Origin of the sequence: Azospirillum sp. CT11-132, assembly GCF_047302835.1 — a bacterium.
In the GTDB taxonomy this organism is placed as follows: Bacteria; Pseudomonadota; Alphaproteobacteria; order Azospirillales; family Azospirillaceae; genus Azospirillum.
The window spans coordinates 2,236,663-2,256,840 of the sequence record NZ_JBGLZA010000003.1; the positions used below are offsets into that span (position 1 = coordinate 2,236,663).

Annotated in this window: 25 protein-coding genes; 16 read left to right on the forward strand and 9 right to left on the reverse strand. The window is 68.6% G+C overall.

What is annotated here, in order from left to right; all coding sequences use genetic code 11:
* Positions 1-61 precede the first annotated feature (61 nt).
* From ACCD06_RS16515 to ACCD06_RS16570, 12 genes are all read left to right on the forward strand, one after another.
* Positions 62-748, forward strand: a complete 687-nt coding sequence (locus tag ACCD06_RS16515; protein ID WP_413341873.1) for a helix-turn-helix transcriptional regulator — start codon at positions 62-64, stop codon at positions 746-748.
* Between the two features lie 141 nt (positions 749-889).
* Positions 890-1,336 carry a VOC family protein gene (locus ACCD06_RS16520; RefSeq protein WP_413341875.1) on the forward strand — a complete coding sequence of 149 codons (447 nt, stop codon included), beginning with the start codon at positions 890-892 and terminating at the stop codon, positions 1,334-1,336.
* Positions 1,333-1,791, forward strand: a complete 459-nt coding sequence (locus ACCD06_RS16525) for an EVE domain-containing protein (RefSeq protein WP_413341877.1) — start codon at positions 1,333-1,335, stop codon at positions 1,789-1,791. The genes ACCD06_RS16520 and ACCD06_RS16525 overlap by 4 nt, the downstream gene beginning before the upstream one ends.
* Positions 1,792-2,024: 233 nt before the next feature.
* Positions 2,025-2,771 (forward strand): heme ABC transporter permease, encoded by a 747-nt coding sequence (locus tag ACCD06_RS16530; protein ID WP_109074906.1) that lies wholly within the window; start codon positions 2,025-2,027, stop codon positions 2,769-2,771.
* 2 nt (positions 2,772-2,773) lie between these two features.
* The gene (gene ccmD / locus ACCD06_RS16535) at positions 2,774-3,010 is read left to right on the forward strand and encodes a heme exporter protein CcmD (protein WP_246457618.1); all 237 of its coding nucleotides are present in this window, start codon (positions 2,774-2,776) and stop codon (positions 3,008-3,010) included.
* Positions 3,007-3,471 (forward strand): cytochrome c maturation protein CcmE, encoded by a 465-nt coding sequence (gene ccmE / locus ACCD06_RS16540; RefSeq protein ID WP_413341879.1) that lies wholly within the window; start codon positions 3,007-3,009, stop codon positions 3,469-3,471. The genes ccmD and ccmE overlap by 4 nt, the downstream gene beginning before the upstream one ends.
* Before the next feature lie 7 nt (positions 3,472-3,478).
* Positions 3,479-5,473: a heme lyase CcmF/NrfE family subunit gene (locus tag ACCD06_RS16545; RefSeq protein ID WP_413341881.1), complete on the forward strand. Its 1,995-nt coding sequence runs from the start codon at positions 3,479-3,481 to the stop codon at positions 5,471-5,473.
* A 13-nt stretch (positions 5,474-5,486) separates the two neighbouring features.
* Entirely contained in the window at positions 5,487-6,041 is a 555-nt protein-coding gene (locus ACCD06_RS16550) for a DsbE family thiol:disulfide interchange protein (protein ID WP_136704815.1), read from the forward strand.
* Positions 6,041-6,523: a cytochrome c-type biogenesis protein gene (locus ACCD06_RS16555; RefSeq protein WP_109074910.1), complete on the forward strand. Its 483-nt coding sequence runs from the start codon at positions 6,041-6,043 to the stop codon at positions 6,521-6,523. Before ACCD06_RS16550 ends, ACCD06_RS16555 begins: the two co-directional genes overlap by 1 nt.
* The gene (ccmI, locus tag ACCD06_RS16560) at positions 6,523-7,944 is read left to right on the forward strand and encodes a c-type cytochrome biogenesis protein CcmI (protein WP_413341884.1); all 1,422 of its coding nucleotides are present in this window, start codon (positions 6,523-6,525) and stop codon (positions 7,942-7,944) included. Before ACCD06_RS16555 ends, ccmI begins: the two co-directional genes overlap by 1 nt.
* Positions 7,945-8,078: 134 nt before the next feature.
* Positions 8,079-8,654: a Smr/MutS family protein gene (locus tag ACCD06_RS16565; protein WP_413341886.1), complete on the forward strand. Its 576-nt coding sequence runs from the start codon at positions 8,079-8,081 to the stop codon at positions 8,652-8,654.
* Between the two features lie 24 nt (positions 8,655-8,678).
* Positions 8,679-9,077, forward strand: coding sequence for a helix-turn-helix domain-containing protein (locus tag ACCD06_RS16570; RefSeq protein WP_136704818.1), 399 nt, complete (start codon positions 8,679-8,681; stop codon positions 9,075-9,077).
* 212 nt (positions 9,078-9,289) lie between these two features.
* Here the strand turns inward: ACCD06_RS16570 and ACCD06_RS16575 are convergent, their stop codons facing one another.
* Genes ACCD06_RS16575 through hisB form a run of 7 tightly spaced genes read right to left on the reverse strand, consistent with a single transcriptional unit; the run spans position 9,290 to position 13,533 of the window.
* Positions 9,290-9,658, reverse strand: a complete 369-nt coding sequence (locus tag ACCD06_RS16575) for a histidine triad nucleotide-binding protein (protein ID WP_413341888.1) — start codon at positions 9,656-9,658, stop codon at positions 9,290-9,292.
* Positions 9,659-9,699: 41 nt separating this feature from the next.
* Positions 9,700-10,053: a phosphoribosyl-ATP diphosphatase gene (locus ACCD06_RS16580; protein ID WP_413342511.1), complete on the reverse strand. Its 354-nt coding sequence runs from the start codon at positions 10,051-10,053 to the stop codon at positions 9,700-9,702.
* A 22-nt stretch (positions 10,054-10,075) separates the two neighbouring features.
* Entirely contained in the window at positions 10,076-10,876 is an 801-nt protein-coding gene (gene hisF, locus ACCD06_RS16585; protein ID WP_252138353.1) for an imidazole glycerol phosphate synthase subunit HisF, read from the reverse strand.
* The gene (gene hisA, locus ACCD06_RS16590; protein WP_109074916.1) at positions 10,876-11,622 is read right to left on the reverse strand and encodes a 1-(5-phosphoribosyl)-5-[(5-phosphoribosylamino)methylideneamino]imidazole-4-carboxamide isomerase; all 747 of its coding nucleotides are present in this window, start codon (positions 11,620-11,622) and stop codon (positions 10,876-10,878) included. Before hisA ends, hisF begins: the two co-directional genes overlap by 1 nt.
* 41 nt (positions 11,623-11,663) lie before the next feature.
* Complete coding sequence (locus ACCD06_RS16595; RefSeq protein ID WP_109074917.1) at positions 11,664-12,206, reverse strand: GNAT family N-acetyltransferase; 543 nt, start codon at positions 12,204-12,206, stop codon at positions 11,664-11,666.
* 4 nt (positions 12,207-12,210) lie between these two features.
* Positions 12,211-12,855 (reverse strand): imidazole glycerol phosphate synthase subunit HisH, encoded by a 645-nt coding sequence (hisH, locus tag ACCD06_RS16600; protein WP_136704820.1) that lies wholly within the window; start codon positions 12,853-12,855, stop codon positions 12,211-12,213.
* Positions 12,856-12,909: 54 nt separating this feature from the next.
* Complete coding sequence (hisB, locus tag ACCD06_RS16605; protein WP_109075005.1) at positions 12,910-13,533, reverse strand: imidazoleglycerol-phosphate dehydratase HisB; 624 nt, start codon at positions 13,531-13,533, stop codon at positions 12,910-12,912.
* 210 nt (positions 13,534-13,743) lie between these two features.
* Here hisB and ACCD06_RS16610 point away from each other — a divergent pair, with 210 nt between their 5' ends.
* From ACCD06_RS16610 to hslU, 3 genes are all read left to right on the forward strand, one after another.
* The gene (locus tag ACCD06_RS16610; protein WP_413341892.1) at positions 13,744-15,183 is read left to right on the forward strand and encodes a serine protease; all 1,440 of its coding nucleotides are present in this window, start codon (positions 13,744-13,746) and stop codon (positions 15,181-15,183) included.
* Positions 15,184-15,286: 103 nt separating this feature from the next.
* Complete coding sequence (gene hslV, locus ACCD06_RS16615; RefSeq protein ID WP_413341893.1) at positions 15,287-15,850, forward strand: ATP-dependent protease subunit HslV; 564 nt, start codon at positions 15,287-15,289, stop codon at positions 15,848-15,850.
* A gap of 5 nt (positions 15,851-15,855) precedes the next feature.
* On the forward strand, positions 15,856-17,199 hold the full coding sequence (gene hslU / locus ACCD06_RS16620; RefSeq protein ID WP_109074920.1) for an ATP-dependent protease ATPase subunit HslU: 1,344 nt from the start codon (positions 15,856-15,858) through the stop codon (positions 17,197-17,199).
* A 53-nt stretch (positions 17,200-17,252) separates the two neighbouring features.
* Here hslU and ACCD06_RS16625 read toward each other — a convergent pair whose 3' ends face one another.
* Both ACCD06_RS16625 and ACCD06_RS16630 read right to left on the reverse strand, forming a co-directional pair.
* Complete coding sequence (locus tag ACCD06_RS16625; protein ID WP_413341895.1) at positions 17,253-18,455, reverse strand: murein transglycosylase A; 1,203 nt, start codon at positions 18,453-18,455, stop codon at positions 17,253-17,255.
* A gap of 16 nt (positions 18,456-18,471) precedes the next feature.
* A complete protein-coding gene (locus ACCD06_RS16630) occupies positions 18,472-19,167 on the reverse strand; it encodes a Tim44/TimA family putative adaptor protein (RefSeq protein ID WP_136705812.1) in 696 nt (231 codons plus the stop codon).
* Positions 19,168-19,376: 209 nt separating this feature from the next.
* On the opposite strand from ACCD06_RS16630, the gene ACCD06_RS16635 reads away from it, so the two are divergent.
* Positions 19,377-20,012, forward strand: a complete 636-nt coding sequence (locus ACCD06_RS16635; RefSeq protein WP_413341897.1) for an FxsA family protein — start codon at positions 19,377-19,379, stop codon at positions 20,010-20,012.
* Positions 20,013-20,178: the final 166 nt, after the last annotated feature.

Below are 20,178 nucleotides of genomic sequence, written 5' to 3' on the forward strand. Positions count from 1 at the left end.
CTTCCCATCGGGGAGCGCCCCTTGTCATTATGAGCCCCCCTTCCTCTCTCCGCAGTTCTCCATGTCGCGCGCCGAACGTCTCCTCGATTTGATGCAGGTTCTGCGGCGGCATCGCCAGCCGGTCAGCGGCAAGTCGCTTGCCGGCGAACTGGGGGTCAGCCTGCGCACGCTCTATCGCGACATCGCCACCCTGCAGGCGCAGGGCGCGATGATCGAGGGGGAACCGGGTGTCGGCTATCTGCTGCGCGCCGGCTTCCTGCTGCCGCCGCTGATGTTTACCGAGGAGGAGGTCGAGGCGCTGGTGCTGGGCTCCCGCTGGGTGGTGGACCGCGGCGACAGCCGGCTGGGCGGGGCGGCGCGCAACGCGCTCGCCAAGATCGCCGCGGTGCTGCCGCCGGACAAACGGGAGGGGCTGGACGGCTCCGCCCTGCTGGTGGGTCCGGGCGAACCGATCCCAGCCGGCGATGCCGAACTGGCGACCATCCGCAGCGCCATCCGGGCGGAGCGCAAGCTGGAGATCGCCTATCGCGACCGCGACGGGTCGGAAAGCCGGCGCATCGTCTGGCCGTTCGCGTTGGGCTTCTTCGACCGGGTGCGGGTAATGGTGGCATGGTGCGAGCTGCGCCAGTCCTTCCGCCATTTCCGCACCGACCGCATCCTGGCGCTGACCACCAGCGAGACCCGCTATCCCCGCCGCCGACAGGCGATGCTGAAGGAGTGGCGCGCAGCGGAGGGCATCCCGCAATGATGGGTGGATGGGGCTGACGGGATGCTGACGGAAACTGTCAGCATGTTGGCTTAGTCTTGGCTTTGCCGGTGAGGGCGACGAACGGAACGGAACGAACCGAACCGACCGCCCCACCCCAATCCTTCAAGACCGGAGCCGACCATGACCGCGACCCAGACCGCCACCAACACCGCCGCCCTCGCCCTCGATTTCGTCCTGCTCTACGTCGACAGCCCGGCCGCCAGCGCCGCCTTCTATGCCGACCTGCTGGGCCGGCCGGCGGTGGAAGCCTCGCCCACCTTCGCCATGTTCAAGGCGGGTGATGGGCTGATGCTGGGCCTGTGGTCGCGCCACACGGTGGAGCCGGCTGCGACCACGCCCGGCGGTGGCGAGATCGCCTTCACCGTCGCCGACGAGGCTACGGTGCGCGAGCTGCACGCCGACTGGAGCACCCGTGGATTGACGATCCTTCAGCCGCCGACGGCGATGGATTTCGGTCATACCTTCGTTGCACAGGACCCCGACGGCCATCGCCTGCGCGTGTTCGCCCCCAACCAGGGTGAGGAAGCCAACCAGCACGAAGCCAAGGCCGAACAGGTGCGGTCGTGAGCAGCGGCAGCACGCGGACCGGTGCCTGGATCGCAGTCGCCAGCGCCGAGCACGTGCGGCGCGGCCGCGCCGGCGGGTTCATGCAGGTCTGCCACGGCAAGGCGGCCCCGCTGCGGCGGATCCGGCCGGGCGACCGGGTGGTCTACTACTCCCCCACCGACAAATTCGGCGCAGCGGACGGGCTGAAATCCTTCACCGCGATCGGCACCGTCCTGCCGGGCGAGCCCTACCAGTTCGACATGGGCGGCGGCTTCGTCCCCTTCCGGCGCGACGTGTCCTGGTGGCCGGCTGAGGAGGCGCCGATCCTGCCTCTGCTGGGCCAGCTTGAGCTGACCGCCGGGGTGCGGAACTGGGGCTATCCCTTCCGCTTTGGCCTGCTGCCGGTCAGCCTCGGCGATTTCGACCGGATCGCCGAGGCGATGCGGGCGGCGGTGCGGGAGGACATGGCGGCCTGATCGCATAAAAATCACCGGCCGACAGGGATGAAAATCCCTGCCGCCGACGTCTGACTGGGAGTGAAACAGGCGCCTGCAATGGCCTGAGGCGCCTGATACCTTGGTGTAAGAGTACGAATGAATGGCGAATCTTCCTGACCGAGATCAAGGCGAAACCCCTCGCAGTCCGCCATACATGCGCTTATATCGTCGGCAAGCCTGACCAAGGTCACCTGTACCGGGGCCATCGTTCTATGCATCGTTTCGCCAATCCCGCCCGCTTCCTGCGCCTTTCGGCCGTGCTGCTGCCATGGTGCGCCGGGGCGACCGTGATCCTGACGATCCTCGGGCTGTGGCTCAGCCTGTTCAGCTCGCCGCCCGACTATCAGCAGGGCGAGACGGTGCGGATCATGTACATCCATGTGCCCGCCGCCTGGATGAGCATGTTCATCTACACCAACATGGCCATCGCCGCCGGCGTGGGTCTGGTGTGGAAGCACCCGCTGGCCGACCTGTTCGCCAAGGCTGCCGCCCCCATCGGCGCCGGCTTCACCTTCGTCTGCCTGGTGACCGGGTCGCTGTGGGGCGCGCCGATGTGGGGCACCTGGTGGGTGTGGGACGCGCGGCTGACCAGCGTGCTGATCCTGTTCTTCCTCTATCTCGGCTACATGGCCCTGGTGAACGCCTTCGACGATCCGCAACGCGGCATGAAGGCCGGCAACGTCCTGCTGCTGGTCGGAATCGTCAATGTGCCGATCATCAAATTCTCGGTCGACTGGTGGAACACGCTTCACCAGCCCGCCAGCGTCGTACGCATGGGCGGTCCCAGCATCGACCCCAGCATGCTGACGCCGCTTCTGGTGATGGCCGGCGCCTTCACCGCCTATTTCCTGTCGGTCGTCATGCTGCGCGTGCGCACCGAGATCGCCCAGCGCAAAATCCAGACGCTGCGGCTTTCGGTCGCCGGTGACGGCGCCGTGGCGGACGGGATGCGGGGGTAAGGATGATGAGCGAATTCTTCCACATGGGCGGGTACGCCGCCTACGTCTGGCCGGCCTACGGCATCGCCACTCTGGTCCTGCTGGGCCTGCTGGCCGCCACCTGGAAGGGGCTGCGCAACGCCGAGGCGACGCTGAAGGCGCTCGAAAGCGCCCGCCCGGCCCGCCGCCGCACCCGCAATGCCGGCCGCAAAGCGGCCGATCAGAACGCCGGAACGCCGGCGGAAGCGAGCGAAGGATGACCCGCAAGAAACGCCGCCTCTACATGCTGGGCCTCGCCCTTCTCGGGCTGGGCACGGCGACCGCCCTGGCGCTGACCGCCTTCCAGGACAACATCGTCTTCTTCTACAGCCCCAGCCAGCTGCAGACGCAGCAGGTGGGCGACCGCAATTTCCGCCTGGGCGGGCTGGTCGAGGAAGGCAGCGTGCAGAAGCAGCCGGACGGCGTCACCACCGCCTTCCGCGTCACCGATACCGCCCACACGGTGGACGTCCGCTATCGCGGCCAGCTGCCCGACCTGTTCCGCGAGGGCCAGGGCGTGGTGGCGGAGGGCAGGATGACCGGCGGCGTCTTCGTCGCGCGCGAGGTGCTGGCCAAGCATGACGAGAACTACATGCCGCCGGAGGTGTCGGAGGCGTTGAAGCAGGCCGGCGTCTACAAGAACCCTGCCGAATCCGCGACGAAGACCGCGAAGAAGGAGTAGCGGGCCCGTGATCCCCGAACTCGGCCATTACGCGCTGGTGCTGGCGCTGTTCGTCGCGCTGGTGCAGTCGGTCCCGCCGCTGGTCGGCGCCGCCACCCGCAACGGCGCCTGGATGAACGTCGCGGTGCCCGCGGCCATCGCCCAGATGATGCTGGTGCTGATCGCCTATGGCGCCCTGACCTGGGCGCATGTGGTGTCCGATTTCAGCGTGCTGAACGTGGTGCAGAACAGCCACTCGGCCAAGCCGATGCTCTACAAGGTGTCGGGCGTCTGGGGCAACCACGAGGGCTCGATGATGCTGTGGATCGTCATGCTGACGATCTTCGGCGCCGCCGTGGCCGTGTTCGGGCGCAACCTGCCGCCGACGCTGAAGGCGCGGGTTCTGGCGGTCCAGGGTCTGATCGGGGTCGGTTTCCTGCTGTTCATCCTGATCACTTCCAACCCCTTCATCCGCGTGGTCCCGGCGCCGCTGGACGGCAACGATCTGAACCCGCTGCTGCAGGACCCCGGCCTCGCCTTCCACCCGCCCTTCCTCTATGCCGGCTATGTCGGATTCTCCATGGCCTTCTCGTTCGCGGTCGCCGCGTTGATCGAGGGGCGGGTCGATCCCGCCTGGGCGCGCTGGGTGCGGCCCTGGACGCTGGCGGCATGGTCGACCCTGACCATGGGCATCGCCATGGGCTCCTGGTGGGCCTATTACGAGCTGGGCTGGGGCGGCTGGTGGTATTGGGACCCGGTGGAGAACGCCTCCTTCATGCCCTGGCTGGCCGGCACCGCGCTCTTGCACTCCGCCATCGTGGTGGAGAAGCGTGACGCGCTGAAGAGCTGGACCATCCTGCTGTCCATCGTCACCTTCTCGCTGTCGCTGATGGGCACCTTCCTGGTGCGCTCCGGCATCCTGACCTCGGTCCATGCCTTCGCCGTCGATCCCAAGCGCGGCATCTTCATCCTGGTGCTGCTGGCGGTCGCCACCGGCGGCTCGCTTCTGCTCTACAGCCTGCGGGCGCCGTCGCTGAAGGCGGGCGGGCTGTTCGCACCGATCAGCCGCGAAGGCGCGCTGGTGCTGAACAACCTGCTGCTGTCCACCGCGACGGCGACGGTGTTCATCGGCACGCTCTATCCGCTGTTCCTCGACATCATGAAGCTGGGCAAGGTGTCGGTCGGCGCCCCCTTCTTCAACGCCACCTTCGTTCCGGTCGCCATTCCGGTGGTGATCGCCATGGTGGTCGGTCCCTACCTGTCGTGGAAGCGGGCGGATCTGGGGGCGGCGCTGACCCGGCTGTGGGTGGCCGGCGTCGCCGTGGTGATCGCCGTCGCCATCACCGCCTATGTCAAGGCGGGCGGCGGGCCGCTGATGGCGCTGGTCGGTATCGCGCTCGCCGCCTGGGCCTTCGTCGGCTCGCTGGTGGAGTTCGCCGACCGCATCGCCCTGTTCCGCACCTCGTTCCGCAACAGCTGGAACCGTGCGGTGCATCTGCCGCGCAGCGCCTGGGGCATGACCATCGCCCATGCCAGCATCGGCCTGTCGATCCTGGGCATGACCGGCACCTCCGCCTGGCAGACGGAATCAATCACGTCGATGAAGCCGGGCGACCAGACCAACGTCGCCGGCTACGAGTTCCACTTCGACAGCGTCGGGCTGGTGAACGGCCCGAACTTCAAGGCGGAGCGCGGCATCTTCACGGTGACGAAGGACGGCCGGCCCATCGCCACGCTGGAGCCGGAGCGCCGCAGCTACAGCACCACCCGCATGACCACCACGGAATCGGCCATCCACACCACGGTCTTCTCCGACCTGTACGTGGCGCTGGGCGACCCGACGCAGAACGGCACCGCCTGGATCGTCCGCATCTATCACCACCCGCTGGTGCCGTGGATCTGGATCGGCGGCGTCGGGATGATGCTGGGCGGGCTGGTGAGCCTGACCGACCGTCGCTTCCGCATCGGCGCGCCCGAACGCCGCCGGGTGGCCGGAAAATCGGCCCCGCTTCCGGCCGAATGAGGACCAAGACACGATGCGCCGCCTTCTGTACCTGCTGCCCTTCCTGCTGTTCATCGGGGTGGGCGTGGCCTTCTACCTGGGGTTCGAGCGTGACCCGCGCGACATCCCGTCGGCCCTGATCGACAAGCCGGCCCCGACCTTCGACCTGCCGGCGATCCCGGGCCAGATGGTCCAAGGTCAGCCCGCCACCGCCGGCCTGTCCTCGGCCAAGCTGAGCGGCGACGTGACGCTGGTGAACGTCTTCGCCTCCTGGTGCATCCCCTGCAAAGCGGAGCATCCCGTCATCACCCGCCTGTCGCGGGAGCAGGGGGTGACGGTCTACGGCATCAACTACAAGGACAAGCCGGAGGACGCGCTGACCTGGCTGTCGCGCAACGGCAACCCCTATGCCGCCATCGGCGCCGACCAGGACGGCCGGGTGTCGATCGACTGGGGCGTCTACGGCGTGCCGGAAAGCTACCTGATCGACCGCAAGGGCCGCATCCGCTACAAGCATGTCGGCCCGCTGACCCCGCAGGTGGTGGAGGAGCAGATCCTCCCCATGGTCAAGCATCTGAGGCAGGGCTGATGAAGCGCATCCTTCTCGCCGCCCTGCTGGCGCTGTCGGCCTTGTCCCCCGCCATCACGCCCGCCCTGGCCGTCCAGCCGGACGAGGTGCTGCAGGACCCGGCGCTGGAATCTCGCGCCCGCGCCATCAGCCAGGAGCTGCGCTGCCTCGTCTGCCAGAACCAGTCAATCGACGACAGCAACGCGCCGCTGGCCCGCGACCTGCGCGTCCTGGTGCGCGACCGGCTGAAGGCCGGCGACAGCGACGACAAGGTGATGGAGTTCGTCACCGACCGCTATGGCGACTATGTGCTGCTGCGTCCGCCCTTCAAGGCGACCACGCTGGTGCTGTGGATCGGCCCCTTCGCCGTGCTGCTGCTGGGTGCGGCCGGCACCTTCCTGTTCCTGCGCGGGCGGCGCGGTGTCGCCGCCGGCGCCGATACCGCTCCCCTGAGCGCGGATGAGCGGCGGCGGCTGGACGCCCTGCTGCGGAAAGACGACTGATGCTGTTCTGGATTTTCGCCGCCGTCCTGACCGCGGCCGTTCTGCTGCTGCTGGTGCCGCCGCTGCTGCGGTCTGCCGGATCCGGCCCCGACCGCGAGGAGTTCGACCGCGAGGTCTATCGCGACCAGCTGGACGAGCTGGAACGCGACCGGGCGCGCGGACTGATCAACGACGCCCAGGCCGAAGCGGCCAAGGCGGAGATCGCCCGGCGCATGCTGGCGACCGCCGAGAAGGGCGGCAATGCCGGTGCGCCGAAGACGGCGCGCAGCGGTCGCCTGCTGGCGGTGCTGCTGGCGCTGGTGCTGCCGGTCGGCGCGCTTGCGGTCTACGGCTCGGTCGGCCGCCCCGACCTGCCGGCCCAGCCGCTGGCCTCGCGCAATCTGGAGCAGGAGCGCGGCGGTCCGCCCAAGAGCGTGCTTGCCGCCATGGACAAGCTGAAGGCCCAGTTGGCCGAGAACCCCAATGATCTGCAGGGCTGGCTGATCCTGGGCCAGGCCTATGCCAAGATGGGCCGCAATGCCGACGCGGCCGACGCGCTGCGCCACGCCGTCGCCCTTAACAAGGACGATGTCGAGATCCAGGGCCTGTTCGGCGAGACGCTGGTCTCCGCCAACGACGGCATGGTCCCGGAAGAGGCGGTGGCCGCCTTCGACGCCGTGCTGGCCAAGGAGCCGAAGGACCCGCGCGCCCGCTTCTTCGCCGCCCTTGCCCGCTTCCAGGCCGGCGACCAGCAAGGGGCGCTGGACCGCTGGAGCGCGCTGATGGCGGAATCTCCCGCCGACGCGCCGTGGGTGCCGGTGGTCCGCGACCAGATCCGCGAGGCCGCGGTGGCGCTGAACCTCGACCCCGCCAAGGTGACGCCGCAGCCGCTTCCGCCGGAGCAGAAAGAGCAGGCGGCGCAAGGTCAGCCGGGTGGCCCGCAGGCCGCTCCCAACGCCGCTCCCAACGCTCCGCCCAACATGGCCGGCCAGGACGAGATGATCCGCGGCATGGTCGCCAACCTCGCCGCCCGGCTGGACGCCGATCCGTCCGACGTCGATGGCTGGCTGAAGCTCGCCCGCTCCTATGGCGTGCTGGGCGAGCCTGCCAAGGCGCTGGACGCCGCCCGCAAGGCGCGCGAGCGGGCGCCGGAGCGGGCCGACGTGCAGGTCGCCTACGCCAACGCCGTGCTGCAGACCCAGCCGCGCAACGAGACGCCGAAGCCGCTGCCGGAAGAGGCGACCTCCGCCCTGCGTCTGGCGCTGAAGGCTGAGCCGGACAACAAGGACGCGCTGTGGCTGCTCGGCCTCGACGCCATGATGTCGGGCCGCAAGGACGAGGCCGAGGCCCATTGGAGCAAGCTGATCACCCAGTTCAAGCCGAGCGACCCCGAATACACCCTGTTGAAGGGGCGTTTGGACGCGTTGAAGGCGGGCGGCTGACCGCCACCGGCGCCGCCATCCTTTCTTGGGACGTCTTTTCTTTCGCGTTGCGGCAACACACATTGACAGGGGCGGGCCGACGGGCTTTATCCGTCGGCACCGCCCTTTTCGTTTCCGCAGAAGGTTCCGCGCCGATGACCCGCAGACGACTGCCCACGCCCGACGAGCGGCGCCTGTGGCGGCTCGCCATGCGCGACGCCGAACCGATGCCCGGCCGCATGGTCGAGGCTGAGCCGGAACCAGTGGCGACCATGGCGGATCTGGTGGAGGAGCCGGTGGCGACCAGCCTCGCCCCGCCGCCGACCGCACGCCGCCACCCTTCCCCGCCCGGCCCGGCCCGGCCCGGCCATCCGCCGCTGACGCCGGGTTCGACCGCCAACATCGACCGCCGCACCGGCGACCGCTTCCGCCGCGGCGAACTGGAGATCGATGGCCGCATCGACCTGCACGGCATGACCCAGGCCCAGGCGCACAATGCGCTTGCCGCCTTCGTCCACCGCGCCTGGAACGAGGGGCGGCGCTGCGTTCTGGTCATCACCGGCAAGGGCAGTTTCGGCGGTCTGGGCGTACTGCGTCAGGCGACCCCCCGCTGGCTGGCGGATCCGGCCCTCCGCCCGATGGTGCTGGCGATCCAGCCGGCCCGGCCGAAGGATGGCGGCGACGGCGCGCTGTATGTCTTGATCAAACGGCGGCGCGACCGTAAGGACTGAGTCCCACACAGTCAGGGACTCCACATGACCCCGTTCGGCGAACGGGTCCGGTCGCTGCGCGACGCCAAAGGCGTGACGCTGAAGCAGATGGCGACCGACCTGTCCATCTCGTCCGCCTATCTGTCAGCCCTGGAACATGGCAAGCGCGGCCAGCCATCGCCGCAGCTGGTCCGGCAGATCTGCGCCTATTTCGGCATCATTTGGGACGAGGCGGAGGAGCTGGAACGGCTGGCGGATCTGTCGCATCCCCGCGTGACCGTCGACACCGCGGGGCTGAGCGCGAGAGCGACCGAGCTTGCCAACCGGCTGTCGGAACGCATCGGCGATCTGGACGAGGAGCGGATCGAGGCGATCCTGGCGATTTTGGATGCGGTCCCGCCGAAGAAGGGGACGCGGCGTCGGGTGGGGGCGCGGCGGCGGTAGGTCTTGTTTGAAGAGGCGTCGGCTTCAAATGCCCCCACCTAACCTCCCCCGCTTCGCAGGGGAGGGACTGCCGCCGCCTTCCCGAACAAGCACTTATCCCCTCCCCTGCCCAGCTCTCGCACAAAGCCCCGCTTTGTGCTGACGCGGCAGGCGGACCGAAGGTCCGCTGAGAGCGGGGGAGGGTTAGGGTGGGGGCAAAACGTTGAACGCCCTCAAGCCTTCCCGATCATCCGCCCCAGGTCGCGGCCGGCGAACAGGTGGATGTGCAGGTGGGGCACTTCCTGATGCGCGGCCTCGCCGCAATTGGACAGGATGCGGTAGCCGGGGCCGTCGGCGCCGACCATGCGGGCGACCTCGCCCACCGCGCGGAACAGGCAGGCAATCTCGGCGTCGGACGCCTTGGCGGTGAAGTCGTCCATGTCGACGTAGGCGCCCTTGGGGATCACCAGCACATGGGTCGGCGCCTGCGGGTCGATGTCGTGGAAGGCGAGCGCGTGTTCGGTCTCATGCACCTTCTTGCATGGGATTTCGCCTCGCAGGATGCGGGCGAACACGTTGTTGGCGTCATAGCTCTTGGCCATCGCATGCGTCCTCTTGTTGGGGAGTCCCGCCCAAGCCCCACTCAAGCCTTGCGGGACTTCTTCTCGTCGATGCCGCTGGTGCCCTCGCGCTGGGCGAGCTTGCTCCAGACCTCCGCCGGATCCAGTCCGAGGTCGGCCCACAGCACCAGCAGGTGATAGAGCAGGTCGGCGGATTCCGCGGCCAGCGCCGCCTTGTCGCCGCGCACGGCCTCAAGGATCGCCTCCACCGCCTCCTCGCCCACCTTCTGGGCGATCTTGGCCGTGCCGCGGCTGTAGAGCTTCGCGGTGTAGGAGGTCTCCGGATCCGCCCCCTTGCGGGCCAGTACGGTGGTGAACAGCCGGTCGAGCATCTCGGCCGACGGCAGGGCCGGCGCCTTTTCGGCAGCCTTCTCCATGGCTTTCTCGATGGCCTTCTTCTCACCCATTGGCTTTCTCCGCGGCGGCCGTCTCCACCGCCTTGGCCGGGCGCACCGGGATGCCGGCTGCACTCAGCGCCGCCTTGGCCTGACCGATGGTGTAGGTGCCGAAATGGAAGATCGAGGCGGCGAGCACGGCGGTGGCGTGGCCCTCGCGGATGCCCTCCACCAGATGGTCGAGCGTACCGACGCCGCCCGACGCGATCACCGGAATGCGGATCGAGTCCGCCACCGTGCGCGTCAGCTCCAGGTCGAAACCGCTCTTGGTGCCGTCGCGGTCCATCGAGGTCAGCAGGATTTCCCCTGCCCCCAGCGATTCCATCCGCTTGGCCCATTCCACCGCGTCGATGCCGGTGGCGTTGCGGCCGCCATGGGTGAAGACCTCCCACTTGCCGGGAGCGACCTTCTTGGCGTCGATGGCGACGACGATGCACTGGGCGCCGAACTTCTCGGCCCCCTCGCGCACGAACTCCGGACGATGGATCGCCGCCGTGTTGATCGACACCTTGTCGGCGCCGGCCAGCAGCAGCTTGCGGATGTCGTCCACCGTGCGCACGCCGCCGCCGACGGTCAGCGGCATGAAGACCTGTTCCGCCGTCCGCCGCACCACGTCGAATATGGTGTCGCGGTTCTCGTGGCTGGCGGTGATGTCGAGGAAGGTCAGCTCGTCGGCCCCCTCGCGATCATAGACGCGGGCCTGTTCCACCGGATCGCCGGCATCGACCAGATCGACGAAGTTAACCCCCTTGACCACCCGGCCGTCCTTGACGTCCAGGCAGGGGATGACGCGCATCTTCAGCATCAGTCGGCGTCCTCGACGGCGGGGGCGGAGAGCAGGGCCAGCGCCTCTTTCGGATCGATCCGGCCGTCATACAGCGCACGGCCGCAGATCACGCCCTCGATCCCGGTATCCTCCTCCAACTTCAGCGCCTTCAGGTCCTCGATGGAGGAGACGCCGCCCGACGCGATCACCGGGGTGGTCAGGTGGAAGGCGAGGTCGGAGGTGGACTCGACATTGACGCCACCCATGGCGCCGTCGCGGTTGATGTCGGTGTAGATGATGGCGGCGACGCCGCAATCCTCGAACTTCAGCGCCAGATCGAGCGCCTTGATGTCGGAGGTCTCGGCCCAGCCGGCCACGGCGACATAGCCTTCGCGCGCGTCGATGCCGACGGCGACCTTGCCGGGGAACTCGCGGCAGGCGGCCTTGACCAGCTCCGGATCGCGCAACGCCACCGTGCCCAGGATGACGCGGCTGATCCCCTTCTCCAGCCACATGCCGATGGTGTTCAGATCGCGGATGCCGCCGCCGAGCTGGACCGGGATGGTCACCGACTTCAGGATGCTTTCCACCGCGGCGCCGTTCACCGGCTTGCCTTCGAAGGCGCCGTTGAGGTCGACCAGATGCAGCCATTCGAAGCCCTGGCTCTGGAACAGGCGGGCCTGTTCGCCGGGATCGGTGTTGAAGACCGTGGCCTGGCTCATCTCGCCGCGCAGCAGGCGGACGCAGGCACCGTCCTTGAGGTCGATGGCGGGATAGATGATCATCGCGGGCGTCTTCCTATGGCGTGGCTGGCGGTTGTCGGGCGTTATTCGGCGGGCGGCTGGGAATCGGGCTGAAGGTCTTTGCAGTAGAAATGTCCGGCAAGCGGCTTGCCCTGCACCAGCGCATAGAAGGGATGGGTGCCCCAGCGCTTGAAGCCGAGCGATTCGTAGAGCGCGATGGCCGCCTCCTGCGTCACCCGCACGTCGAGGTTCAGCACCTGGAAGCCAACGGCGCGCGCCTCCTCCACCACCGCCAGCGTCAGGCGGCGGGCAAGGCCGTGGCCGCGCGCCCAGGGGGCGACGAAGCTTGTGGTCAGCTGGGCGGCGTGGGCCTGCGCCTCGTTGTTGCGCGGCGGTTTGACCAGCTGGGCGGATCCAGCCACCACCCCGTCGAGGCGGGCGACGAACAGCACCCGTTCCGGCACCACCAGCACGCCCTTCCAGAAGCGCTCCATCACGTCGCGCGGCGGCGGCTCGACCCAGCCGAAACCGCCGCCGGCGCGGATGGCATCGTCGGCCGCGTCGCACAGGTCATGCAGGTCGGCGGTCTTCAGCGCATCGACCTTGTCGATGGCGATCTCTGCCATCGCGTCAGACCTTCCAGCGCAGGAAATTGGCGATCAGCGCCAGACCGGTGGCCTGGCTCTTTTCCGGGTGGAACTGGGTGCCGACCAGATTGTCGCGCCCGACCACCGCGGCGAAGGGTCCGCCGTAATCGGCGGACGCGATCAGCGTGTCAGGGTCAGCCGGCTTGAACTGGTAGGAATGGACGAAATAGGCATGCGCGCCCTCCGGCAGCCCGGCAAGAACCGGGTGCGGGCGGCGGATGTTCAGCTCGTTCCAGCCCATATGCGGGATTTTCAAGGTGGGATCGGCCGGTTCCAGCTTCACCACCTCGCCGCGGATCCAGCCCAGCCCCTCGGTCACGCCATATTCGCGGCCGCGTTCGGCCATCAGCTGCATGCCGACGCAGATGCCCAGGAAGGGCCGGCCGCGGCGGTGCACCACCTCCTCCAGCGCGTCGAGCATGCCGGGGACCTCCGACAGGCCGCGCTTGCAGTCGGCGAAGGCGCCGACGCCGGGCAGCACCACGCGGTCGGCATGGCGGACCGCATCGGCATCGGAGGTGACGATGACATTGTAGGAGGATTCGGCTTCGCCGGCCGCGCGCTCGATCGCCTTGGCGGCGGAGCGCAGGTTGCCGGAGCCGTAATCGATCAGCGCGACCGTTTCCATGGACGTGACAAACCTTCCGATAGGACGGCGGAGGGAGACTTCAGGTCCCCGCCGTCAGAGCGATCCGCCGAGCGTGCCCTTGGTGGAGGGCACCGCATCGCGCTTGCGCGGGTCGATCTCCACCCCGGCGCGCAGCGCGCGGGCAAGCGCCTTGTAGCAGCTTTCCACGATGTGGTGGTTGTTCTCGCCATACAGGTTTTCGACGTGCAGCGTCACGCCGGCGGCCATGGCGAAGGCCTGGAACCATTCACGGAACAGCTCGGTGTCGAAATCGCCGATCTTGTCGCGGGTGAAGTTCACCTTCCAGATCAGGTAGGGCCGGTTGGAGAAGTCCAGCGCCACCCGCGTCAGCGTCTCGTCCATCGGGACATAGGAATGGCCATAGCGCTGGATGCCCTTGCGGTCGCCCAGCGCCTTCGCCACCGCCATGCCGATGGCGATGCCGGTGTCCTCGGTGGTGTGGTGATAGTCGATGTGCAGGTCGCCGTCGGCCAGGACCGTCAGGTCCATCAGGCTGTGGCGCGACAGCTGCTCCAGCATATGGTCGAGGAAGCCGACCCCCGTCTTGACGTCATAGACGCCGGTGCCGTCCAGGTTCAGCGCGACCCGGATCCGGGTCTCCGTGGTGTTCCGCTCGATCGAGGCGCGGCGGCCGCCGTTGGTGGGGGTCTGGTCCATGGCGGTTTTGTAGCAGGAAGCATCCGCACGCGCCAGCATCCGGCACGAATGATGCGCGCTCTGTCCATTCCGACGATTGTCCTACATGGGTGTGCGGGGTACAGTCTTTCACACTTACTGCGTGCATATCCGCTTATGACGACCCACCCGCGCCCATTCGCCGCAGCTTTGATTCTCCTTCTCGGCCTTTTGCCGGCCGGCTGCGGCGGCATGTCCCCGCCTCCGCCGGTCGGAAAGGCGGCGGCGCCGGTCGCTGCCGGTACCACCGCGCCCTTCCGCTTCGGCGAGCTGACCATCGGCTCGATGCGGCGCGGGATGCAGATCGGCCGCTATGTCTGGGGCATCGACTGCGCCCCGCCCTATGACGACGTCTATTGGACGAGCGGCGTCAACATGCGGCGCGGCTCCACCTTCGACGAGCGGTTTGCCGAGGTGATGACCGCCGCCGGCTTCGACGTGGTCGGCCGGCCCGGCGGTCCCGACAACCCCGACGGCAACCGCAGCCGCGCCCGCTTCACCGTGCAGGGCGACCTGCGCGACGTGCAGCTGGAGCTGTGCCACCGCACCAACTGGCTGACCGGCAGCAGCAAGGGCAGTTCCGGCACCGGCAGCGTCAAGGTGGAATGGACGGTCTACGACGCGCGCGGCGACGGGCTGGTCCATCGCCTCGTCACCACCGGAGCCACGGCACAGGAACGCGGGGTGCCCCAGGGCGAGACCCTGCTGGTCGAGGAGGCCTTCGCCGCGGCGGTGGAGGCGCTCGCCGCCGACGCCGGTTTCCGCGCCCTGCTGTCCGGTGGCGCCCTGCCCTCCCCGGCCGCACGGCCGTCGACGGCGTTTCCCGTGGCGGCACCGCCCGGATCCGGCCCCATTCCGCTGACGCCAAATGCCTCGCCAGCCGCGGCACCCTCCGCTCCGGTCGCAACCCCTGCACAGGCTGCCCCCAGCCGCCTGCTTCTGCGCGGCGGGGCCGGATCCGGCCGGATCGCGTCGGCGAGGATACCAGTCGGCCGGTCGCACGGGCTGGTGATCGGAGAAACCGATGTCGCCGGCGAGGTGCAGGCTGTGCTACTGGCTCCCCTCCCCGGAACCGACCTCACCGTCACGGTGCGGCCGGCCCGTGGCGTGGAGCTGACCGGCTGGGTGATCGGGCGCGACGCGGCCAGCGGCTTTGCCCTGGTCCGGGTGCCGGCGCGGCTGCCCGCCCTGTCCCTACGTACCGCGGCCCTGCGCGTCAGCGACCCGGTGCGGGCGGTCATCGGCGGACGCAGCAGGGAAATAGCCGGGATCGTCGGGGGCCTGCCGGCCGACGAGGCTCGTGGCGGCACACTGATCCAGGCGGATGTGGGCTCGGCCGACCTGTTCACCGCGGTGACGGAAGCCGGCGACCCGCTGCTCGACGGAAGCGGCGCACTGGCCGGCGTGGCACCGGCCGCCGGCCGCTCCTCCGTCACGCCGGCGGGGCTTGTGGAGTTCCTGGCGCTCGGCCCGCTGCTCGACCGGCTGGGGGTGGATGCGGTCGCCGCCGTTCAGCCTCCGGCTCCATCCAAGCCGGGCAAACCACGCCGCAACAGCCCGCCCGATCCGCTGTGGGAGGATGAGGCGCCAGACGGCGAACTGCTTGACGGCGACATCGCCCCTCCCACATAGACCGGATGTCCTGCCTCCACGATTCAAAGGGGTCCGCGCGCCGCATCGGCGCAGCACTCCAGGGGACGGCAGGCCGTTCCCCATTGTCCAGCGTGGTTTCCGCATGACCTATCCAGCGTCCAATCCACATGATCCCATCCAATGGCATGGCACCACCATCCTGTCGGTGCGCAAGAACGGTCAGGTGGTGATCGCCGGCGACGGGCAGGTCTCGGTCGGCCCGACGGTGATGAAGGCCAACGCGCGCAAGGTCCGCTGGCTGGCCGGCGGCACGGTGATGGCGGGCTTCGCCGGCGCCACCGCCGACGCGCTGACCCTGTTCGAGCGGCTGGAAGGCAAGCTGGAGCAGTATCCCGGCCAGCTGACCCGCGCCTGCGTCGAGATGGCCAAGGACTGGCGCACCGACCGCTACCTGCGCCGGTTGGAAGCGATGATGGCCGTCGCCGACAAGTCCGTCAGCCTGGTGCTGACCGGCAACGGCGACGTCCTGGAGCCGGAGGACGGGCTGATCGGCATCGGCTCCGGCGGGTCCTACGCCCTGTCGGCGGCCCGTGCGCTGATCGACATCGACGGGATGGATGCGGAAGCCGTGGCGCGCAAGGCGATGAGGATCGCCGCCGGCATCTGCGTCTACACCAACGAAAACGTCACCCTGGAAAAGCTGTGAGCGCCATGACGATTCAGACCGCATCCGTCTCCGCCGACAGCGCCGCCTTCAGCCCGCGCGAGATCGTCTCGGAACTCGACCGCTACATCGTCGGCCAGAACGACGCCAAGCGCGCGGTCGCCATCGCGCTGCGCAACCGCTGGCGCCGGCAGCAGCTGCCCGAAGGCTTGCGGGAAGAGGTGTTGCCGAAGAACATCCTGATGATCGGCCCGACCGGTGTCGGCAAGACCGAGATCGCCCGCCGCCTTGCCCGGCTGGCCCAGGCCCCCTTCCTGAAGGTGGAGGCCACCAAGTTCACCGAGGTCGGCTATGTCGGCCGCGACGTCGAGCAGATCGTCCGCGATCTGGTGGAGGCCGCCATCGGCCTGACCCGCGAGCGCCTGCGCAAGGAGGTTGCCGCCAAGGCCGAACTGCGCGCCGAGGAGCGCGTGCTCGACGCGCTGTGCGGCGACAGCGCCAGTGCGGAAACGCGTGCCAAGTTCCGCAAGATGCTGCGCGAAGGCACGCTGAACGACAAGGAGATCGAGGTCCAGGTCGCCGACACCGGGGCCGGCAACATGCCGACCTTCGACATCCCCGGCATGCCGGGCGCCCAGATGGGGATGCTGAACCTGAACGACATGTTCGGCAAGATGATGGGCGGCCGCACCAAGACCCGCCGCATGTCGGTGGCCGAAAGCCACGGCGTGCTGATGGCTGAGGAGTCCGACAAGCTGCTGGACCAGGAAAAGGTGGTGGCGGAGGCGATCCGCGCGGTCGAGCAGAACGGCATCGTCTTCCTGGACGAGATCGACAAGATCTCCGCCCGCTCCGACGCCCGCGGCGCCGATGTCAGCCGCGAGGGCGTTCAGCGCGACCTGCTGCCGCTGATCGAAGGCACGACGGTGTCGACCAAGCACGGCCCGGTGAAGACCGACCACATCCTGTTCATCGCGTCGGGCGCTTTCCACATCGCCAAGCCGTCCGACCTGCTGCCCGAACTTCAGGGCCGTCTGCCGATCCGGGTCGAGTTGAAGGCGCTGAGCCAGGACGACTTCAAGCGCATCCTCACCGAACCGGAAGCCAGCCTGATCCGTCAGTACAAGGCGCTGATGAAGACGGAGGAGGTCGATCTGGTCTTCACCGACGACAGCATCGACGAGCTGGCCCGTCTGGCGGCGGAGATCAACAGCTCGGTCGAGAACATCGGCGCCCGCCGCCTGCACACAGTGCTGGAGCGGCTGCTGGAGGAGATCAGCTTCGCCGCCAGCGACCGCGCCGGCGAGACCATCACCATCGATGCCGCCCTGGTCCGCGAGCGGGTTGGCGGTCTGGCGAAGAACGCCGATCTGTCGAAGTTCATTCTGTGAGAAGGCAGGGGGCACTCGCATCGGGTGCCCCCTGCTTCACGTGAAACATTCCCCTACCCGCCTGCCGCCACCTTCACGCTCTTGGGCAGCAGCAGCGTATAGCTTCCACGGCTCTTCATCACTCCGGCCCGCTGCTCCGCCTCCGGGCCATGGCCCCAGAAGACGTCGCCGCGCACCGGCCCGCGGATCGCTCCGCCCGTGTCTTGGGCGACCAGCAGCCGCTGCAGCCGCTGCCCGGTATCCAGCGGGTCCTCCGCATCCAGCCACACCGGCACGCCATAGGGCATGAATTTGGAATCCACCGCCAGACTGCGGCCGGGGGTCAGCGCCACGCCCTGGGCACCGTTGGGGCCGTCGCCGGACAGCGGCTGGAAGAAGACGTAGGACGGGTTGACGTTCATCACCGCCGGTGCCTGATCGGGATGGGCGAGCAGCCAAGCGCGGATGGTCTGCAGCGAGACCTCCTCCCGCTTCAGCGCGCCGCGCTCGATCAGTTCCTTGCCGATGGCGACGTATTTGTGGCCGTTCTGACCGGCGTAACCGACGCGCATCTCGCCGCCGTCGGCCAGCTGGATCCGCCCCGAGCCCTGGATTTGCAGGAAGAAGGCGCCGATCGGGTCCTTCACCCAGACCAGCTCCAGCCCCTTGCCCTTGAGCGACCCCGCGACGATGGCGGCGCGATCCTCGTAAGGCTTCAGCTTGCCGTCGATCACCCGGCCGGCGGTGCGCTCCCCCTTCCAGCGATCGGAGAAGTCGCCGAGATCGACCATCACCAGATCGGCCGGCCGGCGATAGAGCGGCACCGGATAGGCCGGATCCGGCTTCCGGCTGCCTTCCAGCTCGGCCTCGTAATAGCCGGTGAACAGTCCCTCGCGCGTGCCGTTGTTCCCGGCGGCGTAGGGGGTGAAGTTCGCCTCGAAGAAGGCGCGGGCGGCGGCATCGTCGCCGGGCGGCAGATCCGCCAGCTGCGCGCAAGGGACCTGCCAGTCGCCGATGGTCCCCGCTACCCCGTTCGGCCCGATCGGCCGGTCCGCCGGCTGGGTCTTGAACCGCGCACAGGAGCGGGCGAGCGCCGGAACCGCCTGGGCCACCGGGTCGGTGCGCCAGCCGGGCAAGTCGGCGAAGGACAGCGGCGCCAGGGTCAGGGCATCGGGCGGCGGCTTCGCCTCCTCCTTGGGGGCGCAGGCGGAAAACAGCAACGCCACCGCCCCGAAGAGGACGATGGCGCTGAAACCGGGACGATGGTGGAACGTCATTACCACTGGTCGTTCGTTACTGAACCGGACGCACCTCGACCAGCGCCCAGTTGGGATCGCGGGAGCGGAGGTTGCGGGCGAAGGTCCAGACGTCGGTGTTCTCCACCAGCGCCTTGGGATCGCCGTCGATCACGGCGCCCTCGCGGTCACGCACCACATTCACCTGATCGGAGACCAGACGCACGGTGACGCGGGCGGTGCGGCCGGCATCCAGCTTCGCTTCCACCACCTCGGCCTCGCGCACCAGTTCGATGCGGGCCTCGTGCTGCTCGCCGGCGGCCTGACGGTCGCGGATGACACGGGCGAAGCTGTCATAGACGTCGTCCGCCAGCAGTGGACGCAGCGTCGCGGTGTCGCCGCGGGCGAAGGCGTCGACGATCATGGCGAAGGCAGCCTTGGCGCCTTCCAGGAAATGCTTCTCGTCAAAATTCGGATCGGCGGCCCGGATCTGGTCGATGGAGGCGGCCAGCGACAGCGGCTCGTCCGGGGCGGTCACGTCCGCGCCGGGTGCGACATCAGGCCGCGGCCGGTTGCGCTCCGGCAGGGGCACGACATTGTCGGGCTTCGCCGGGTTCGGAGCGGCGGTGAAGGGGTTGGAGCGCTGACGCTCCTCCCCCGTCCGGCGGCCGAGGACACTGCGCAGCCGATAAACGAGGAAGGCCGCGATCATCGCGAAGATCACGATCTCGATGAACACGAACCCGTCTCCCATCATCTGTTCCTTCCAAAACGACTTGTCGTGAGCTTTGTGCCGCGGCGAAATCGCCGGCGGATCCGGCCCGCCTCTGGACCTTGCGGCCGGTCGGCATTACGTGTTGCTTGCCCGCCAGCAACGGCCAATTGGATGAGGCCGACGGTGTTTCGACCGGACGACCTATCCAAACCTAGATAGGGGCAGCGAGCCCGAAGAGCAAGGACACCATGAATCCCCTGTTGTTGATCCTTCTTCTGCCGATCCTGGAGATCGTCGGATTCATCCAGGTCGGCGATTGGATCGGCGCCGGGCCGACCATCGGGCTGCTGGTCCTGTCGGCGGTGGTGGGTGTGCTGCTGGTCCGCCACCAGGGTCTGGCCTCGCTGACCCGCGCCCAGGCCGCAGCCGCCCGCGGCGAGGCGCCGATCGGCACCGTTCTGGACGGCTTCTGCGCCGTGCTGGCCGGCATCCTGCTGATCATCCCCGGCTTCCTGACCGACATCCTGGGCATCGCCCTGCTGATCGGGCCGCTGCGCCGCGGCATCGGCCGTTGGCTGCTCGGCCGCATGGGGGCCGGGATACCGGTCTTCACCACCGCCGGCCGTCCCGGCTTCGGCGCCGGCAATTTCGGAGCCGGGGGTTTTGGCGGCCCCGGTTTCGGCGCGGACGGCCCCCGCCAGACCGATGATCCTTTCCGCCCCACCCCCGGTGTGCCCGGCGTGATCGACGGCGACTACCGCGACGTCACGCCAAACGAGCGCAAGATGGGCGAGGGCAAGATGGGCGAGGAAACCGACGACCGCGACGCGCCCCGGCTGACCGATTCCCAATGGGGGAAGCACCGCCCGGATGAGCGGCGCTGACCGGCCGGCGGGCCGGCGGTTTCCGTTGGCAGGACGACCGATCCGTGATAGCCAGCCCCTTGGGCGAAGGCACAACCGTCGCGAACCAACCCCTGTCACCTCACATCCGGGTCGGCCCACCGTCCCCGCCCCTTCCCGATGCGGAACGATGGCCGGGACGACAGCC

Bases quoted from the DNA above. Each gene is read 5' to 3' on its own strand.
- ACCD06_RS16515 (WP_413341873.1), top strand. From the start codon at position 62: ATGTCGCGCGCCGAACGTCTCCTCGATTTGATGCAGGTTCTGCGGCGG.
- ACCD06_RS16520 (WP_413341875.1), top strand. From the start codon at position 890: ATGACCGCGACCCAGACCGCCACCAACACCGCCGCCCTCGCCCTCGAT.
- ACCD06_RS16530 (WP_109074906.1), top strand. From the start codon at position 2,025: ATGCATCGTTTCGCCAATCCCGCCCGCTTCCTGCGCCTTTCGGCCGTG.
- ccmD (WP_246457618.1), top strand. From the start codon at position 2,774: ATGATGAGCGAATTCTTCCACATGGGCGGGTACGCCGCCTACGTCTGG.
- ccmE (WP_413341879.1), top strand. From the start codon at position 3,007: ATGACCCGCAAGAAACGCCGCCTCTACATGCTGGGCCTCGCCCTTCTC.
- ACCD06_RS16550 (WP_136704815.1), top strand. From the start codon at position 5,487: ATGCGCCGCCTTCTGTACCTGCTGCCCTTCCTGCTGTTCATCGGGGTG.
- ACCD06_RS16555 (WP_109074910.1), top strand. From the start codon at position 6,041: ATGAAGCGCATCCTTCTCGCCGCCCTGCTGGCGCTGTCGGCCTTGTCC.
- ccmI (WP_413341884.1), top strand. From the start codon at position 6,523: ATGCTGTTCTGGATTTTCGCCGCCGTCCTGACCGCGGCCGTTCTGCTG.
- ACCD06_RS16565 (WP_413341886.1), top strand. From the start codon at position 8,079: ATGACCCGCAGACGACTGCCCACGCCCGACGAGCGGCGCCTGTGGCGG.
- ACCD06_RS16570 (WP_136704818.1), top strand. From the start codon at position 8,679: ATGACCCCGTTCGGCGAACGGGTCCGGTCGCTGCGCGACGCCAAAGGC.
- ACCD06_RS16575 (WP_413341888.1), bottom strand. From the start codon at position 9,658: ATGGCCAAGAGCTATGACGCCAACAACGTGTTCGCCCGCATCCTGCGA.
- ACCD06_RS16580 (WP_413342511.1), bottom strand. From the start codon at position 10,053: ATGGAGAAGGCTGCCGAAAAGGCGCCGGCCCTGCCGTCGGCCGAGATG.
- hisF (WP_252138353.1), bottom strand. From the start codon at position 10,876: ATGCTGAAGATGCGCGTCATCCCCTGCCTGGACGTCAAGGACGGCCGG.
- hisA (WP_109074916.1), bottom strand. From the start codon at position 11,622: ATGATCATCTATCCCGCCATCGACCTCAAGGACGGTGCCTGCGTCCGC.
- ACCD06_RS16595 (WP_109074917.1), bottom strand. From the start codon at position 12,206: ATGGCAGAGATCGCCATCGACAAGGTCGATGCGCTGAAGACCGCCGAC.
- hisH (WP_136704820.1), bottom strand. From the start codon at position 12,855: ATGGAAACGGTCGCGCTGATCGATTACGGCTCCGGCAACCTGCGCTCC.
- hisB (WP_109075005.1), bottom strand. From the start codon at position 13,533: ATGGACCAGACCCCCACCAACGGCGGCCGCCGCGCCTCGATCGAGCGG.
- ACCD06_RS16610 (WP_413341892.1), top strand. From the start codon at position 13,744: ATGTCCCCGCCTCCGCCGGTCGGAAAGGCGGCGGCGCCGGTCGCTGCC.
- hslV (WP_413341893.1), top strand. From the start codon at position 15,287: ATGACCTATCCAGCGTCCAATCCACATGATCCCATCCAATGGCATGGC.
- hslU (WP_109074920.1), top strand. From the start codon at position 15,856: ATGACGATTCAGACCGCATCCGTCTCCGCCGACAGCGCCGCCTTCAGC.
- ACCD06_RS16625 (WP_413341895.1), bottom strand. From the start codon at position 18,455: ATGACGTTCCACCATCGTCCCGGTTTCAGCGCCATCGTCCTCTTCGGG.
- ACCD06_RS16630 (WP_136705812.1), bottom strand. From the start codon at position 19,167: ATGGGAGACGGGTTCGTGTTCATCGAGATCGTGATCTTCGCGATGATC.
- ACCD06_RS16635 (WP_413341897.1), top strand. From the start codon at position 19,377: ATGAATCCCCTGTTGTTGATCCTTCTTCTGCCGATCCTGGAGATCGTC.